The organism is Mucilaginibacter sp. GW822-FHT03E02 (genome assembly GCF_058801545.1).
The window spans coordinates 2,566,155-2,584,448 of sequence record NZ_JBXANJ010000001.1 but is presented as its reverse complement, the minus strand read 5'-3'; the positions used below and the strand labels follow the sequence as shown (position 1 = coordinate 2,584,448).

General features: G+C 43.4%; 12 protein-coding genes and 1 tRNA gene. 10 read left to right on the top strand and 3 right to left on the bottom strand.

Going from position 1 to position 18,294, the window contains the following annotated elements; all coding sequences use genetic code 11:
- Positions 1–111 precede the first annotated feature (111 nt).
- From AC1RM2_RS10895 to AC1RM2_RS10880, 4 genes are all read left to right on the top strand, one after another.
- Positions 112–678 carry a K(+)-transporting ATPase subunit C gene (locus tag AC1RM2_RS10895; protein WP_492985117.1) on the top strand — a complete coding sequence of 189 codons (567 nt, stop codon included), beginning with the start codon at positions 112–114 and terminating at the stop codon, positions 676–678.
- 169 nt (positions 679–847) lie between these two features.
- On the top strand, positions 848–1,897 hold the full coding sequence (locus tag AC1RM2_RS10890; RefSeq protein WP_492985116.1) for an outer membrane beta-barrel protein: 1,050 nt from the start codon (positions 848–850) through the stop codon (positions 1,895–1,897).
- A 290-nt stretch (positions 1,898–2,187) separates the two neighbouring features.
- Entirely contained in the window at positions 2,188–3,315 is a 1,128-nt protein-coding gene (locus AC1RM2_RS10885; RefSeq protein ID WP_492985115.1) for a sensor protein KdpD, read from the top strand.
- A 2-nt stretch (positions 3,316–3,317) separates the two neighbouring features.
- Complete coding sequence (locus AC1RM2_RS10880; protein ID WP_492985114.1) at positions 3,318–5,030, top strand: HAMP domain-containing sensor histidine kinase; 1,713 nt, start codon at positions 3,318–3,320, stop codon at positions 5,028–5,030.
- A 62-nt stretch (positions 5,031–5,092) separates the two neighbouring features.
- Here the strand turns inward: AC1RM2_RS10880 and AC1RM2_RS10875 are convergent, their stop codons facing one another.
- Positions 5,093–6,988: a tetratricopeptide repeat-containing sensor histidine kinase gene (locus tag AC1RM2_RS10875; protein WP_492985113.1), complete on the bottom strand. Its 1,896-nt coding sequence runs from the start codon at positions 6,986–6,988 to the stop codon at positions 5,093–5,095.
- Positions 6,989–7,429: 441 nt separating this feature from the next.
- Complete coding sequence (locus AC1RM2_RS10870; protein WP_492985112.1) at positions 7,430–9,514, bottom strand: beta-galactosidase; 2,085 nt, start codon at positions 9,512–9,514, stop codon at positions 7,430–7,432.
- A gap of 232 nt (positions 9,515–9,746) precedes the next feature.
- Between AC1RM2_RS10870 and AC1RM2_RS10865 the strand changes: the two genes are divergently transcribed.
- The 5 genes from AC1RM2_RS10865 (at position 9,747) to AC1RM2_RS10845 (ending at position 14,596) form a co-directional block, all read left to right on the top strand.
- The gene (locus tag AC1RM2_RS10865) at positions 9,747–11,507 is read left to right on the top strand and encodes a family 43 glycosylhydrolase (protein ID WP_492985111.1); all 1,761 of its coding nucleotides are present in this window, start codon (positions 9,747–9,749) and stop codon (positions 11,505–11,507) included.
- 198 nt (positions 11,508–11,705) lie between these two features.
- Entirely contained in the window at positions 11,706–12,266 is a 561-nt protein-coding gene (locus AC1RM2_RS10860; protein WP_090651829.1) for a Crp/Fnr family transcriptional regulator, read from the top strand.
- Between the two features lie 95 nt (positions 12,267–12,361).
- Positions 12,362–12,832, top strand: coding sequence for a RidA family protein (locus AC1RM2_RS10855; protein WP_492985110.1), 471 nt, complete (start codon positions 12,362–12,364; stop codon positions 12,830–12,832).
- Positions 12,833–13,093: 261 nt separating this feature from the next.
- On the top strand, positions 13,094–13,594 hold the full coding sequence (locus AC1RM2_RS10850; RefSeq protein WP_492985109.1) for a hypothetical protein: 501 nt from the start codon (positions 13,094–13,096) through the stop codon (positions 13,592–13,594).
- A 48-nt stretch (positions 13,595–13,642) separates the two neighbouring features.
- Positions 13,643–14,596 carry an acetyl-CoA carboxylase carboxyltransferase subunit alpha gene (locus AC1RM2_RS10845; protein WP_090651831.1) on the top strand — a complete coding sequence of 318 codons (954 nt, stop codon included), beginning with the start codon at positions 13,643–13,645 and terminating at the stop codon, positions 14,594–14,596.
- 206 nt (positions 14,597–14,802) lie between these two features.
- Here the strand turns inward: AC1RM2_RS10845 and AC1RM2_RS10840 are convergent, their stop codons facing one another.
- Positions 14,803–17,940 carry a glycosyltransferase family 117 protein gene (locus tag AC1RM2_RS10840; RefSeq protein WP_492985108.1) on the bottom strand — a complete coding sequence of 1,046 codons (3,138 nt, stop codon included), beginning with the start codon at positions 17,938–17,940 and terminating at the stop codon, positions 14,803–14,805.
- A gap of 211 nt (positions 17,941–18,151) precedes the next feature.
- Between AC1RM2_RS10840 and AC1RM2_RS10835 the strand changes: the two genes are divergently transcribed.
- A tRNA-Gln gene (locus tag AC1RM2_RS10835) sits at positions 18,152–18,222 on the top strand.
- Positions 18,223–18,294 lie beyond the last annotated feature (72 nt).

Genomic DNA, 18,294 nt, shown 5'->3' with positions numbered 1-18,294 from the left:
ACAAAAAAAGAATGTCGAAAATCTCATATCAAAGCACTCAGATCCAATTTAAAAGATGTGAGATAAGGAAATCTCATATCTCAAGTCTCATATCTCAAATCTAAAAAGAAAATGAAAACATATTTGTTGCCATCAATCAAGTTAACTATCATCCTGATAGTAATTACAGCCGGTATCTATCCATTAGCTATAGCCGGTGTGGGTAAATTAACTCCCGGCCATGGCGATGGGGAAACCGTAACATACAAAGGCCGCGTGGTTGGTTATGCCAACGAAGGTCAAAAATTTACCAAGGACGAATACTTCTGGAGCCGTCCATCTGCGGTTGATTATAATGCTGCCGGTTCGGGAGGTTCAAACAAAGGCCCTTCAAACCCCGATTATTTGAAACAGGTAGAAGGCCGCATCCAGGATTTTTTAAAGCACAATCCAGGTGTAACCCGCGCCCAGATCCCTGCCGAACTGGTTACCGCATCAGGTAGTGGGTTAGATCCTGATCTTTCGCCTGCAGGTGCAAAGGTACAGGTAGCCCGTGTTGCCAAAGTACGTGGCCTATCTGTCGATGTTTTAACCAAACTGGTTGACGAGCATACCGAAAAACCATTATTTGGCTTATTTGGCCCATCAAAAGTAAACGTACTGAAGTTGAATGTAGCATTGGACGAGCTAAAGAAATAGCCCTCTTTAAGTAGTTAAAAAAAGCGGGGCCAAGTGCTATTCCCTTCTTGAGAGGGGGGAGGGGGGGGGTTAACCCGCGAAATGGCATAACACACCCCTGCTACCGCACAATCCCAACGCACCCCCTCTCGAGAGGGGAACTGAAAAAGCAAATGATTTTTATACATAAATGAAAAAGACCTTCATATTAGTACCTGCATTTTTACTATTAAGCGCTTTGATAACCAAAGCCCAGGACACTGTTAAAACAACATCCGATGCGCCATTGGTGATCTTTGGATCGGTTGATACTTATTATAAATACGACTTTGCTGATAAAGGCAGCCAGATCCCTACCAGTTTTGCTACCGACCAAAATTCAGTTTCGATTGGGATGATAGACCTGGGGATTAAGAAGAAAGTTGGTAAAGCTGCCTTTTTAGGCGAAATGTCTTTTGGCCCAAGGGGGCAGGCGCAATCCGTACCTAACGGGCCAAACGGCGACTCGTATCATATCCAAAATCTATATATAGCGTATGATGTAACCGATAAATTAACCCTTACCGGTGGTTATATGGCAACTTTTATTGGCTATGAGGTGATAAGCCCTGTTGGTAATTTTAACTATTCCACATCGTATCTGTTCACTAATGGCCCGTTCCAAAACGCTGGTGTAAAAGCTACTTATGCTTTTACCGATAAAATAAGCCTGATGGTTGGGGCATTTAACGATAACTGGAACGCTTACCAATCTACCAAAAGGGTTAACAACTTTGGCGCTCAGCTAATGATTATCCCGGTAAAAGGATGGACAACTTATCTGAATGTTATTACCGGTGGTTTGCAGGGAACAGAATTTGATTTGACCACAGCCTACCAAATAACAGATGCCTTTAAATTAGGCTTAAACGCCGCTGACTATAAAGCTAACAGTGGTGTAACAGGTGGTTTTACCGGGGTGGCATTATATCCGCAATACGCGGTTTCAAAAGATGTGACCTTAGGCCTTAGGGGCGAGTACTTTAAAACAAAAACCGGTACCTATAGCTCGACAGCTGCTCCGGCACCTGGCGAAAACGTAACGGCTGTAACTTTTACAGCAAATATTAAGGCTGGTCCGCTGGCATTGATACCCGAGTTTAGGGTTGATAACGGATCGGCAAACGAGTTTAAAAATCACTCGGGCGACCCGACTAAAACAGCCTCGCAATTTGTGCTGGCAGCGGTGTACGCTTTTTAATTTAATAAAGATATGTATGGATGGTTGTATAGTTAATTTTGGTTTAATTATATGTTAGTTTGAGAAACATTCATACCTTAAAAGGGGGGCCGCGAGGGCTCTCCCTTTTTTAAGCCCCCTCTAAATCTCCCCCTGAAGGGGGGAGACTTTTGACTTGCGGGGGGGCCTTGGTTGTAAACCAAAATGGGATTTGTGCGGCTTTAAACATAACGGGTATTAATAAGTGTCAAATAAATTAAAATTTTTAAAGTCTCCCCCTTCAGGGGGAGATTTAGAGGGGGCTTGGGCTTATGGACAGCGAAAAAGAACGATCGGTTGAGCATTTCCTGGAGCTGATAAAAAAATCAAGGCGCGGGAAATTCAAGGTTTACATAGGCATGAGCGCAGGCGTGGGCAAAACCTTCCGCATGCTGCAGGAAGCCCAGGCTTTGATGCGTAACGGCATCGACGTTAAAATTGGCTACATAGAAACGCATAACCGCAAAGAAACCGTTGCCCAACTGGAAGGTTTGCCGGTAATACCCCGCCGCAAACTGTTTTACAAGGGTAAAGAACTGGAGGAGATGGATTTGAAAGCCATCATTAGTCTGCGCCCCGAGGTGGTTTTGGTTGATGAACTGGCCCATACCAATATTGAAGGCAGCAGCAACGAAAAACGCTGGCAGGATGTGCTGGAGATATTAAACGCGGGTATCAATGTGATCAGCGCAGTAAACATCCAGCATATGGAAAGCCTGAACGAAGAGGTGGAACGCATAACCGGGGCCAAAATAAACGAGCGGATCCCCGATAAGGTATTGCAACTGGCAGACGAGGTAGTAAACATCGACCTTACCGCAGACGAACTGATAGACCGCTTAAAGGAAGGTAAGATATACGATGAGAAAAAAGTGCCGATGGCGCTCAATAACTTTTTCCAGGCCGATAGAATTTTACAGCTGCGCGAACTGGCCCTGCGCGAAGTAGCCCACCAGGTAGAACGGAAGATAGATATTGAGATACCCAAGACAATTAAACTACGGCCCGAGCTTTTTTTGGCCTGCATTAGTACCAATGACGAATCGGCCAAAATAATTATTCGTAAAACGGCAAGGTTATCATCGTATTACCGCTCTAAATTTTTTGTTTTGTATGTGCAAACGTCAAGAGAAAGCAGCGATAAAATAAACCTTGCATCGCAGCGCCACCTCATTAATAATATGAAACTGGCTACACAATTGGGCGGCGAAGTAATTAAAGTGAAAAGCGACCGCATAGCCCAAACCATTTGGGAAACGGCCGAAAAATACGACATTACAACTATTTGCCTGGGTAAACCACGCTTTAAATTTTACCAGGTTATTATGAAAACGGCGGTGTTTACCCAATTGTTAAATAAAATGTCAAAAACTGATATAGACCTTGTAATACTATCATAACTATGACTATTAAAAATAAACTCCGTACAGGCATCGGTTTCTTGTTTGTACTGGCGCTCACCTGCTGCGGGCTATCTGTTTACTTCCTTAACCGCCTGTCGGCCGATGCCGGGGCAATCCTTAAGGACAACTATAAAACACTGCAGTTTACCCAAAACATGCAGGATGCTATCGATGCAAATGATAAACCGCTTTCGCCAAAACAAATTGCAATTATTGATAATAACCTAAAACTGCAACAACATAATGTTACAGAAAAAGGTGAGCAGGAATTAACAGATTCGTTAACGCTTGTTTACACGCAGATAAAGCAGCAGAATAACAATATAGCCGCACAATTGCCTTTAAGGAGCCATGCCCGCCGCCTTATTTATGGTATTATGCACCTGAATATGGACGCGATTTCGCGAAAAAATGCCATTGCTACCGATACAGCAAGCAGGGCAAATGTGCTGGTGGCCGTGAGTGCTTTTTTATTGTTTACTATCGCGTTCACTTTTGCGGTAAATTTTCCGGGTTATATAGCCGATCCTTTAAAAGAATTAACAGCAAGGATAAAAGAGGTATCAAACCGTAATTACCACCAGCAGATAGACTTTCACTCCGATGATGAGTTTGGCGAATTAGGGCAGGCTTTTAATAATATGACCCGGAAACTGGATGAGTATGAGAACAGCAACCTGGCCAGCATCCTGTTTGAGAAAAAACGGATAGAGACTATTATTAATACCATGCACGATGCTATTATTGGTTTAGACGAAAAGCAGTTTATCATATTTGCCAACGAAGTAGCGTGTAACCTGATAGGCATGACCACCGAACAGCTTACCGGCCGGTACGCGCCAGACATAGCGTTGGAGAACGACCTGCTGCGCAACCTGTTAATTAATGAACAGCCACGGTTAAAGATTTTTGCAGATAATCGCGAAAGCTTTTACAGCCGCGATTCATTATCCGTGAGCAGTAAAAGTAAAGTGATAGGTAAGGTAATTATCCTTAAAAATATTACCGAGTACCAGCAGCTGGATGAAGCTAAAACCAATTTCATCGCCACCATATCGCACGAGTTAAAAACGCCCATATCGTCCATCAAAATGAGCCTGAAATTACTGGAGGACGACCGCATAGGCAACGTAAACACCGAGCAAAGGCAACTGCTGGAAAATATTGATGATGATGCCCGCCGCCTGCTGCAAATAACCGGCGAACTGCTGGATATGGCACAGGTAGAAACCGGTAAGCTACAGCTTAACTTTGGCAGCACACATCCCCGTAACATTGTTGATTATGCGGTAAAGGCCATCAAATTTACAGCCGATCAAAAACACGTAAACATTAAAGTAAAATGCGACGATACCCTGCCCGAGGTACATGCCGACCTTGATAAAACTACCTGGGTACTTATCAACCTGTTATCAAACGCCATAAAATACAGCCACGAAAAATCAGTTGTGGAGCTAACTGTTAAAAAGCATAAGAACGACGAGATTGAATTTTCGGTAAAAGATCATGGCAAAGGGATAGAAGAGCAATACTTGTCGCGGTTATTTGAGCGCTACTTTAAAGTGCCCAACGCCACCGCCGACCAAACCGGCACAGGCCTTGGCCTTGCCATTGCCAAAGATTTTATTGAAGCCCAAAGCGGCCATATTATGGTTGATAGCGAGATAGGTGCAGGCAGCAGGTTTGCCTTTACGTTGAAGAGGGCGGTGTAAGAGCAAAAGACTTTCGAAGGTTCAAAAACTTCGGAAGTCTGAACCGGGAATCACTTGCGAGTTTACCCCAGCGGCAGGCTGAAGCAAAAGACTGAGCCGGCATTGGGTTCACTTTCTACCCATATTTTACCTTTATTCATCTCTGTAAATTCCTGGCAAATCCTCAAACCTATGCCTGTGCCTTTTTCATTATCTGTACCCGCGGTAGTGTGCATTATCAATGAAAATATTTTGTGCAGGTCGGCCTTTTTTATACCTACGCCGGTATCTTTTACACAGATGATGAGTTTGTCTTTTTCAGGATAACAACTCACGCTGATTGTGCCCAGTTGGGGGGTGAATTTGATGGCGTTCGTCATTAAATTTCGCAACACTATTTTAATCATAGCGCTGTCTGCATATACTTTAGTTCCTGGTGTTATGTTATTTTCTACCGTTAATTTTTTCTGTAAAATATTGTTTTTTAAGTCTGCAATGGTTTCATTGGTCAGTTGATATACATCAAACAGTTCGGGGCTGAAATGGAAACCCTGCAGTTGTTTTTTCGACCAGATGAGTAAATTATCAAGCAACTCCAGTGTGTTAATGATATCTGCCTTTATCACCGGGGTAATCGTTGATAGTTCTTCTTTATTTAAATTGCCGTTCTCCCACATGTTAAAAATAGAGATCAGCTGGGTAACGGGGCTGCGCAGATCATGAGATATCACCGAGAAAAGCTTGTCCTTAACCATGTTACTGTTTCCCAATACCAGGTTCTGTTCGGCAATGATTTTGTTTTTGGCCTTCACCTGTTCATTTATACGCTGAAAGTAGATAAAACCCAGGCAAATGAAAGCCAGTCCAATAAACAGCGCACCCTCAACGGTATGTTGCTGGCTGATGATCGCCCGGTTTCTTTCTTCAGATATCCGCAGGCGCTTATTTTCTTCATCGCGTAGTTGCGAATCAAACCTTACATTGTATAACGCGGCTATCTGATTTTTATTAATATTAACCAGGCTGTCATTCAACTTATGGAACCGGTAATTACTTTTGAAGGCCGCCTCGTAGTTGTGCTGGGCCGAATCAAGTAAAAAAAAGTCATGGTAAATTGCCAGCCTGTCTGTCGAATTGCGGGTTAGCTCGCTTAATACGTTGGCCCGGTTTAGCAGCTGGCGCGACAAATCAAAGCGCTTTTGAATATAAAACACCTTTGCTTTTACAACACAAGCAGCAGATGCATCGCTTAAATCGGTACCGCTGCTATCCTTTGTTAGCATCGTAATAACCTTATTGCAATAGTTTAGCGCTGTTTTATAATTCTTCTTTTTTAAATGTATAGATGCTAAATTGGCATAGCAAAGGCTCAAATAACCGGCGTCATTTGTTTTTATTGTTAAGGCCAGCGCCTCGCTATAATTGATATACGCCTTATTAATTAACCCGTTTTTTTCATAAATATCCCCGGTATTGCACAATAACAGTATCACCATTTTATGGCGTTCAATTTTTTTTGCCTGTTCAAGCGCAGATGAAAAATAAATTAATGATAGCTTATAATCTTTAATGGTGTGGTAGTAAACACCTAAATTGGTTAATGTGCGCGCGCAGTTAAGGGTATCATTTAAGTGTTTAAAAATTTTATAGGCTTTATTAAGATACTCAAGCGCCAAAGGGTTGGCATTATCGTCCATGTATACCGTGCTCAATCTCCTGTAAGCAAAAGCCTCGCCTTTGGGGTAATTGAGTTGCCGGGCCAGGGAAGCAGCTTCAACAGTATAAATCTTTACTTTTTTTGCATCGTTGTTATTATAGCAGGCATAAGCCAAATCGTTTAAAATATCTACCCGGATAGTATCTTTCCTGGGGTAGTTTTCAAGTCTTTTTTGCAAGCTGTCTACTACCTTTTTTTGTCCTTGAGCCAGGTGGCCAAACAGAAACATCAGTATAAGTAATAGTTTGGCCTTTAAAGTCATCGAAAGTTGAGGGGGTATAACTAACAGTTGTATACGATGGATTCTAAAACAGGTTTCTTTATTGGCCAAATAGTTTCTGGATCAGGGATTTAACGCGAGCAGGTTCATCCTCAGAGGAGCCGACGAATTGCCGATGGAGATAGATGATACGTCATCGACTGCTACACACAAGGTGATGATGAGTTGTTAAATACCGATTGATAATATCCAGGATATAAAGCGGGATTGCCGAACGAAAGATTTTAGCGAACAAGCTGTAGATCGCTTTGCATTTTAAGCCTGTTTTTTGACCAACGAAAAGACCTTACCAGCGTTCTCAATCAAATTCACCGCAAGGCAGCTTATGATATGACGCCCGGAAAAATGAAAGCTCATTTAATACCCCCAGCAAGAAAGCCTCCCGGTAATCCCGGAAGGCCTTCCAAATATCAATTAATCCCCCTAATTCACTTCCACAATCTTCATCCCCCAAGGTTCCAATTGCATAGCAGAATTGCTACTTACACTTGCTCCTGAGAACAGTTCTTTCCCATTCCCATATGGATAAGTAAAGCTGGCTTCCTTATCCGAATAATTAAAATAATAATGTACCGTTTTACCCGCCTGGTTTACGCCGTACTTGGTAATTACCGGGAAAGCCAATTGCTGATCTGCACCCCATAGGCCTGCTTTTTTAACCGCGTCGGCCAGTATTTTATCGGTAACGGCGCTTGTTGTAACGCAGCCAATGTAAGTTGCCAGGCCCTTGCCGTATGTATTTTCGGTAATGGCCGCGTATTTGCCCCAAACCGCGTGGTCGTAATAAGCCAGCACTTTGGCAGTGGTAGGGGTAATAAGTTCCATCCAGGTGTTAAGCTTTTTATCTTCGGGTTTCAGGTTAAAATCATCGCCTTTAAGGCCAACGTTTTCGGGCACTGTAAACTGGCTGTAGTAAATTCCTAATGCCTCGTTAATTATGCCAGGTTGGTGAGTAGTTCTCACTTTAACATTTTCGTCGCTGAAGCCGCTTTTAAAGGTATAAATAATGTGGCCGCCATTTTTTACATAACGGTTAAGCCGTTGTAATAAACTGTCGGGCGCGGCATACAAAACCGGTACTACCAGTAATTTATAATTTTCGATATTTTGGCTCGTAGGGTCAACAAAATCACAGCCCACGTTCATATGGTATAAGCCATCATACAGTTGGCGCAATACCTCATTGTAGCCGGTGCGTACACCCCAGCCAAAGCCAAAAGCCTTAAAGCCGGTAAGTGCTTCGTTGCTGAACAATATGGCTACATCGTTTTTCTTTTTCAGGTTGATGAGTTTCGGGCTTAAGCGGTCAAAATCTTTACCGATTGTTTTAGCTTCGTTATAAACCGGGTTCGGCTCAAAATCATGACTTAACAGGCCTTTCCAATAGGTCTCGATCGAGTTATGGATGGAGTGCCATGGCCAGTAGCCCACCATATTGGCGCCCGAGGCCAGGTGGCTAAAAGCCTGTAATCTCAATTGTCCTGGGTAAGGTGTCCATTGAGCAAATCCCTGCGCTTCGGTCTCTATTGTCAAATAATTTTTGCCGCCCTTCATGGAGCGGGTAACATCGCCGCCAAAAGAGATCTCGGCTCCTGTAAGCTTATCCTGGCTGGGGTGATAAATATCTATCCCTGCAATATCCATGGCCTTGGCAGCCGCAAAATGATCAACATCAGGCTGGATACCGAAAGAGGAGCCACGCCAATCCAGGTCGAAATTTTGGGTAATGAATTGGTCGGGGCGTTTGTATTCGCGCACAATAGCCGCCTGCCAGCCCAGGTATTGGGTAACCACCTGGCGCTGAAACTTGGCAAATTCAGATGACAAGCTGCCATTGATGGTACTATTCATCGATGGGAAATCTTCCCAGGCGTTAATGCGGTTGCTCCAGTAATCCAGGCCGAAGATATGGTTAATATTATCCAGGGTTTTGTATTTGGCCTGCATGTATTTTACAAATAGCGCCTGCACATTTGGGCCCGATGTGCCGTATGATTTGGTTTCGTTATCAACCTGGTAACCAATAACTGCGGGATTATCTTTCACATGCTCCATTATCTTGCGGATCACCCGCTCGACATACATCCTGAAATCGGTATTGGTAATATCCATATTTTGCCTTGGCCCGTATTGGTTTTGGCCCTGTGGTGTAATGGCTAATATTTCGGGATGCTTTTTGGCCATCCAGGTGGGTATGGCATAGGTAGGGGTGCCGACAATCACTTTGATGCCACCTTTTTGCATAGCCGCCAACACCCTGTCTATATGGGTAAAATCAAAAACACCATCCTGCGGTTCAACAGTGCTCCAGGTCGATTCGGCAATTCGAACCACGTTTATGCCAGCCTCCTTCATCATCTGCACGTCTTTGTCAAGCCGCTCGTAAGGCATATATTCATCGTAATAAGCTACACCATAAAGCAGCTTATCCATTTTGGGATATTGCGCAAATGAAGTGGCGCAAAAAAATAATTGCACAATGAAAAGCAGCAGGAATCTCTTTTTCATAAAACTGGATTTTGGTACAAATTGGTTTACGCCATGAATCTACAAATTAATTGTGTTTTTAACACATAATGTTAAAAAGTTTACAATTTGAGTAATGGTTAACATGGTTTGGGTAAGCTTTTAGCCAAACCGGGAGCTTTTGTGCAGTAAATGTAGTAGTAAGCCATCTTTTAATTGTTGTTTAAAAACAGATATTAGCATCCTGTTATTACCTATATAAACCAGTGCATATATGATGAAGATAGCTGCCCGTATTTTACTGATACTATTGCTTTGCTTTTTCCTGCGGGATGCAAGCGCGCAAACCAAAGGGCTAACTTATTGCAACCCCCTTAATCTCGATTATGGTTACACACCCTTTGATAGTTTTGCAAGCTGGGGCAAACACCGCGCCACTGCCGACCCCACCATGACCCTGTTTAAAGGCAAATATTACCTGTTCAGCACAAACCAGTTTGGTTACTGGTGGAGTGATGATATGCTGAACTGGAATTTTGTTTACCGCAAATTTGTACGCCCCTACAACCAGGTTGCCGGCGATGAACTTTGCGCGCCTGCAACATTAGTTTTAGGCGATACCTTGCTGGTGATAGGATCAACCTATAATAAAGATTTTACCCTTTGGATGAGTACCAACCCTACCAAAGATGACTGGAAAGCAGCTAAAGACTATTTTAAAGTAGGTGCCTGGGATCCTGGTATGTTTGCTGATGACGATGGCCGGGTTTACATTTACCACGGATCGAGCAATACGCTGCCGCTTTACGGGCAGGAGATTGACAGGAAAACATTTGAACCTATCGGCCCCAAAAAGGAAATGGTTAAGCTGGATCCCGAAAAGCATGGCTGGGAACGTTTTGGCGAGCACAATGATAATGTGTTTTTGCTGCCCTTTATTGAAGGCTCCTGGATGAACAAGCACAACGGTAAATACTACCTGCAATTTGGCGCGCCCGGTACCGAACAAAGCGGCTATGGCGATGGCGTTTTTGTGGGCGATAAACCGCTTGGTCCGTTCACTTATCAAAAGCATAACCCATTCTCATACAAACCCGGCGGCTTTGCAAAAGGAGCAGGGCATGGGGCAACCTGGGCTGATAAGTTTGGCAATTACTGGCATATCAGCACTATGGGTATTTCGGTAAAAAACAACTTTGAGCGCCGTGTTGGTTTCTGGCCCGCGGGTTTTGATAAAGACGGTACGCTGTATTGCAACACCGCCTATGGCGATTATCCCCAATATTTAGCCACCGGTGCCGAAGACCATCTGCAAAGTAACTTTACCGGCTGGATGATGCTTAACTATAATAAGCCGGTAGAAGTATCATCAACCCTGGGCGCTTATTACGCCAACAACGCGGTTGACGAAGATATCAAGACTTACTGGAGCGCCAAAACTGCCAGCAAAGGCGAATGGTTTAAAACCGACCTGGGCGAAACCAGTACCATCAACGCCGTGCAAATTAACTATGCCGACCAGGACGCCACGTTTATGGGCAAATCAATGGGCGTTTATCACCAGTATATAGTTTACTCGTCGGTAGATGGCAAAACCTGGAAACCTTTAATCGACAAGAGCCAAAACAAAAAAGATGTGCCGCATGATTATATCGAACTAAAAACCCCTGTAAAAGCGCGTTACCTGAAAATGGTAAACCTGCATATGCCAACAGGAAAGTTTGCGCTATCGGGCTTCCGGGTATTTGGCAAAGGAGCAGGCGCAAAACCCGATACTGTTCAAAACCTGATTGTGCTGCGTGGCGACAGCGAGCGCCGTAACTCCTGGCTTAAATGGAAACCCAATGATAACGCCACCGGCTATACCATTTATTTTGGCATAGCGCCCGATAAACTGTACAACAACATGATGGTATACGGCAAAAACGAGTTTTATTTTAGCGGGATGGATAGGGATTTGCCCTACTACTTCCAGATAGAGGCTTTTAATGAAAACGGGATTTCGGCACGGACAAAGGTGGTAAAGGTGGAATAGGACCGCAGTCTGCCCTTTTTTAGTGAAATGTTTATTTTATATTGTGAAATCGAAGAGTGGTAAGATAATGAAAGCCGAGTGCAGACCCCAATAATCATTCGGGTTTAGTATGCATCGGAAACCCTTTTTTATACTTCCCGCGTTTTTTAAGGTGGAGATAATTATCTTTATTAGTATAGAAATCATTAAAAAAGGAGCATGGATCAAAGACTAAGAAACCATATAGAAAAGATCGTGTTACTCAACGATGATGAGTATGAATTTGTATTAAGTCATTTCACCGCTAAAAAATTTAAAAAGCATCAATTTCTTATTCAGGAAGGAGAATCTGTAAAACACAATTTTTTTATTCTGTCCGGGCTTTTAAAGCTGGTGTATATTGACGACACGGCAAAGGAGCACATTGTCTCGTTTGCTATGGAAGACTGGTGGGAAAGCGATTTTCTGGCCTATTATACGCAGACCCTATCGACCATGTCACTGATATGCCTGGAAGATACAGAAGTACTGTGCTTAACGCTGGAAAATTACCGCAATCTTTGTGATAGAATGGAAAAGATGGAAAAATTTTTTCTCGAAAAAGCCAACTTCGGCTTTCTTGGTGCACAAAGGCGCATCGTCTCTTTGTTAACCTCTAATGCAAAACAGCGTTACGAACAACTTCTTAAGCAATATCCTTCACTCGTTCAGCGGGTGCCGAAAAGTCAGCTGGCTGCATTCCTGGGAGTATCCCGTGAAACTTTGAGCCGTTTTAATTAATAGTGTGATATACCTCACATGATAATGGTGAGGTATATCAAGGCTTGATCCCGAATGTTATCCGGATTTTTGCACTGTAAATTTATACTGCAATTATGAAAAAGATCGCAAAACTGGCAACACTATTATTAACAATTACTGCATCTGCATGGGCGCAAACTTCAAAACATGCACAGATGGAAAAAAGGATAATCAATCCCTGGGGGTGGCAGGACGAACGCAGTTATGTACAGGCTGTTGAAGCAAGACATGTGGAAAGCACACTTTACATTTCGGGACAAACCGCTATAAGCGATGACGGAATATCAAGTAATGACGATATGAAAACTCAACTGACCAAAGCATTGCAGAATTTAGAGACTGTGATCAGCAAGGCAGGGTACAAACCTGAAGGGATCGTCCGCTTAAATATTTATACGACATCAACCTCTGAGCTTTTGTCGAATTTTAAGATTTTTCAAGATTGGGCCGTCAGGAATGGCGTCAAACAAGCACTTACGCTTTTGGAGGTGAAAAGCTTATTCGAAACTTTAAAAGTTGAATTGGAAGCAACTGTCGTTAAATAAAGTATTCGTTCGAGGATCAGTGAAAACGGAAGACTCGCCTGCGGGAATGGGTCTTCCGTTTGCCTAGCTTTTGCAATCAATTATTAATTTAGGTTTCAGGCTTCTATCTTCAGGCATGAAGGTAAAGCAGCATAAATCAGGGATATTAGGTAGGATTCGGTTTGATTATTTGGCGTATCGTATTTCATAACTACTACTCAAATTAAGAAAGTTGGAAGTTTATTGGCCTAATAGTTGCGGCTTTTTCGTAAACTGCAACCTATGCTGAAAACAATACCTGTATTTATAGCTTCCCTGTTTATTTATAGTGGAATTGCGGCGCAGACGCCTGATAGTACCTTGAAAAAATCGCCCGTTAAAACTTTAACGGATGCGCAGTATACGGCATTGTTAAAAGGAGAGGATATTTATAACATGCCACCGGTAGCGTTGCTGAATCATTACCCAATGCCGGATGTGGCTATACAGTTTAAAAAGGAAGCAGGCCTTAGCCCTATACAAGTTACTAAGATTGAAGCTATAGCTAAAGAGCTGAAGCGTAAACGAATTGAAATGGGGGGATTTATTGTTACCAACGAAAAGAGACTGGATGATTTGCTAAGCAAAGGAACCGACGAAGGCAGCATCATTTTTTATGGAAACCGGTCGGGCTTGTACTACGGCGAACTGCGGGATGCCATTTTAGTTGCCTGTTACAATACCTGGAAATTGCTATCGCCGGCCCAGATAAAAAAGCTGGAAACTTTGCAAAATCATAATTGATAAATTTGCCGATTGATTTGTTTAATTTAGCGGCCCCAAATAAAGTGTATGAAAATAACTTTTGATTTTGAAAAACCCCTTGCCGAGCTGATGCAGCAGATTGAAAAGGTGAAGCAGGTTGAAGATAAAAACAAGCTCGATATGTCGGCAACGGTTGCAGAGCTGGAAGCCAAATTGGAAAGCACCAAAAAAGAAATATACGGCAACCTTACCGGCTGGCAAAAAGTACAAATTTCCCGCCACCCCGAAAGGCCATATACCTTGCAATATATTGAGCTGATGTGCGATGATTTTATTGAATTGCACGGCGACCGTACAGTTGGCGATGATAAAGCCATCATTGGCGGTTTTGGAACTTTAAATGGCCAAACCGTGATGTTTATAGGCCAGCAAAAAGGGCGTAACACCAAAGAGCGCCAGTACCGCAACTTTGGTATGGCTAACCCCGAAGGCTACCGCAAAGCCCTGAGGCTGATGAAAATGGCCGAGAAATTCAACAAACCAGTTGTTACCTTGATTGACACCCCCGGAGCATTCCCCGGCCTTGAAGCCGAAGAACGTGGACAAGGTGAGGCCATCGCCCGTAACCTGTTAGAAATGTCGATACTTAAAGTACCTATCATCTGTGTTATCATTGGCGAAGGTGCATCTGGTGGCGCATTAGGTATAGGTATTGGCGATAAGGTAATGATGCTGGACAATTCCTGGTATTCGGTAATATCGCCCGAAAATTGTTCAACCATCCTTTGGAAAACATGGGAAAATAAAGAACGTGCCGCCGAAGTGTTGAAATTGACATCTACAGAAATGCTAAAAAACAAGCTGATAGACGGCGTTATTAAAGAACCACTTGGTGGTGCCCACCAGGATCCCGTAGCTATGGCGGCCACGCTAAAAAAACAATTGCTAAAAGATCTTAAAATCCTCAAAGAAAAAGACGTTACCGAACTTGTTAACGAGCGCATCGAAAAATTCTGTTCGATGGGAGTAGTAAACGAATAATAGTTTTCGGACATGAATAACATATACTAAAAAAAGCGGCAATTGCCGCTTTTTTTAGTATCACCCTTTTTGTTACAAGAGCGTCTATTCTTAACGTATTCGGTGGGAGGCCTGTCAGTCTGAGCCTGTCGAAGATTCGCGCGGAGAGGCCTTTGCCCGCTATGGTTCGACGGGTTCACCATAACAGCCCATTTAAATGCTTAATTCTATTTCCCCGTACCCATGCCTAATTTTTTCTCGTAATCTTTAAACTGCGCGTCAAATTTGGCTTGTAGTTGTGGCTGCTTGTAGGTTTTAGAAAACTCTACCAGCCCATTCAGCATCGACATCGAGTATTGGATATCGCGGCTTTCCAGCGTGGTATCGCCGCTTTGCAGCAGTGTTAAATTATAAGCCAGGAGGTTGGTTACGTAGGCATCAACCAGGTTGGCCAGTTTGTTGGCCATCTGGGTTTCGCCCAGGCGATAGGCGGTTTCAATCAGGTAATATTTACGGATGGCTATCTCGGTATTCGGGATAGTTTCGGGCATTACCTCGTCGTATTTTTTTAACGCGTTTTTAGCCAGGTCGGGTTTGCCTTCTTTTAACAGGTTATCGGCCAGGCTGGAGTATAACCTCGAGATAAGTGGGTAAAACATGGTGTTTGATTCATGATCAAGGTAGCTGGCTGTTTTCATGTTACCCCATTTGTATTGGGTCATCATGTTATGGTACATCACCGGGGTGTTAATCAAATCGGCTTGGTTTGCAGCTGTATCTACTTTTAATGGCATCAGGCGGTTTGCAAAACCTTCGCTATACAAATATTTGCCCAGGCCTATCAGGTTTTCATCAGGTACGGTGGTAGCAAAGTAAATTGGCCTTTTCCAGTTATTGTGGGCCAAAATATCCATCATAGCCAAAATATCCTTGGTTACGTATTTGCCGTTAAATGTCCAATCCATTTCGGGCGCTATCTGGTCCTTTTGGGCGGCAGGCACTGTTCCGGTTTTAACCACATCGTCTGCATTAACCGTTATTTTGAACTTTTTGGTTGGCAGGTAGTTGCCTATATCGCCATTACCATACTCAGCCATGGTAGCTTTATCATCCGAAGTAATAAAATCAAAAACATCCTTTAACTCGGTTGAGCCTGGCAGGTTTTTATCGCTTAAATAAACCACATCGCGCACACCCGCTTTAAATTTATCGTCGGGCATAGTAATAGGCAGAGGCTCCGATTGGTTCATTTTATGCTTCATGCCACGGATATACCAATCGGTACCCAGCAGGCTTAAATTGACAATGCGTACATCTGGCCTTACGTTTTCAACCTCCTGTATATACCAAAGCGGGTAGGTATCATTATCGGCATAGGTAAACAAAATAGCGTTTGGCGCACAGGAATTGAGGTAGTTGTAGGCCATATCATGCGGCGTAAGTTTGGTCGACCGGTTATGGTCGTCCCACTCCTGGTTGGCCATTAGTATGGGAGCGGCTAATAAACAAACCACGGTGGCAATAATTCCGCTGGTTTTAGCATTAACCACCTTCCTTAAAAGCTCGGCCACGCCCATAACACCAAGGCCTATCCAAATGGCAAAAGCATAAAATGATCCGGCGTAGGCATAATCACGTTCGCGTGGTTGTAGGGGGTCCTGGTTAAGGTAAAGCACAATAGCCAAGCCGGTAAAAAAGAAGAGTACCAATACTACACCGGCGTTTCGCTGGTCGCTTTTAAAGTGGAAGAATAAGCCCACCAGGCCAATAATCAGCGGTAAAAAGTACAGGCGGTTATAGCTTTTGCTTTGGGTAACCTCGGCAGGCAATGGCTTGTTAAAATTCCAGCCGCTTATCCAGTTGCCATCGGCGCCGCTATTGCTGGTTTGTCCGTCAAGATCATTGGTACGGCCAACAAAATTCCACAGGAAATAGCGGGTATACATCTGGTTAACCTGCCAGGTGCCAAAAAAGCCCAGGTTGGTAGCAAATGTTGGATGTTCGCCTTCGGCCAGTTTACTCCATGCGCGGTAAAACTGCGCATGGCCCCCCTTATCGCTAAACATACGCGGGAAAATGGTATTACGATCGTAAACTGTTGTCAGTTTTTTGCCCGCAACTTCGTACTGAGTTTTACCGCGGCGGTAAATTTTAGCACCTTCGGTTTGCTCGGTAGGGGTAGAGTCAAAAAACTGGCCGTATAGTAATGGCGTATCTCCGTACTGATCGCGGTTTAAATAGCTGTTAAGGGCAAAAGCATCCTGCGGATCGCTGTTATTAAGGTTAGGATCGGCCTTGGCACGCACTACTATCATCACAAATGAACTGTAGCCAAACAGGATAAACAACAGGCACACAAAAAAGCTATTGAGGGCAAAACGTTTTTCACGAATTTTAATCACATACTCCAGCAATGCCAAAATACCTATGCCAATAACCGCACCAATAATGCCGGTACTAATACCCAGCGCCAATACAAAGCACACCGCCGAAGCTATGATAGCAGGCTGCGATTGTTTAACAGTATAATAAATGCCAAAAGCAATGGTGCCTATCAGTAAAACAAAAAACGCGATAGCACCACTGCCGAAGCCCATACCCAGGGTGTTTACAAAAAACAGATCGGAAAAGGCTGCGCCTTTAACGGTGAACTGGATAACGCCCCATAGTACAAAAGCTACCGATACCACACCCGCAAAAAATGCCAACAGGGTACCCTGAACGGTGATAGCTTTTGCCTTGCGGAAATAGATTACCAAAGCTATTGCAGGTATTACCAGCAGGTTTAACAGGTGGATGCCTATGGAGAGGCCCATGATGTAGGCGATAAAAACAATCCAGCGGTTGGCGTTGGGTTCATCGGCATGGGCATCCCATTTTAAGATGGCCCAAAATACCACTGCCGTACACAGGGATGATTGCGCGTAAACTTCAGATTCAACTGCCGAAAACCAAAACGTATCTGACCATGCATAGGCCAAAGCCCCAACCAAACCCGAACCTATAATAATGATTAGGCTGGAGATATTAATATCTTCGGTTGTTTTAACCAGTATTTTTTTAGCAAGCGCGGTAACCGTCCAAAATAAAAACAGGATAGTTGCACCGCTGGCCAATGCCGAGGCCATATTGGCCCAGTAGGCAACCTTCGTATTGTCGCCCATGGATAGCAGCGTAAATACTTTACCTATCATGGTAAACAAAGGTGCTCCTGGCTGGTGAGCTACCTGCATACGGAAGATACAGGCTATAAATTCGCCGCAATCCCAAAAACTGGCCGATGGTTCAAGCGTTAAAATGTAGGTAACGGTAGCGATAACAAAGGCTATCCAGCCAAAAATATTGTTGATTTTGTTGTAATTCATATTAGGATACTTTCGATGCAAAAGGCTTAATTGAGCCGAAATTAGCAAAAAACTATTATGATGCCGAAATCAAACGGCTTGCGTTAACTCTTTTTAATCATTTTTAGCTGTAAAACAGGCTGGTAAATACTTTTTTCAAATTCTGTTTTGAGAGTTAAAAAATCGTCTTATATTTGCATTCCTTTTCGGAGAATAAAACATCCAGGGAGATTGCCTGATAGTATAATGGTAGTACGACGGTTTTTGGTACCGTTTGTCTAGGTTCGAATCCTGGTCGGGCAACAAGAGATTTCGGATTTCGTATTTTCAATTTCGGATTTAGATTCGGGAGAAAAAATGAAATCCGAATTGTAT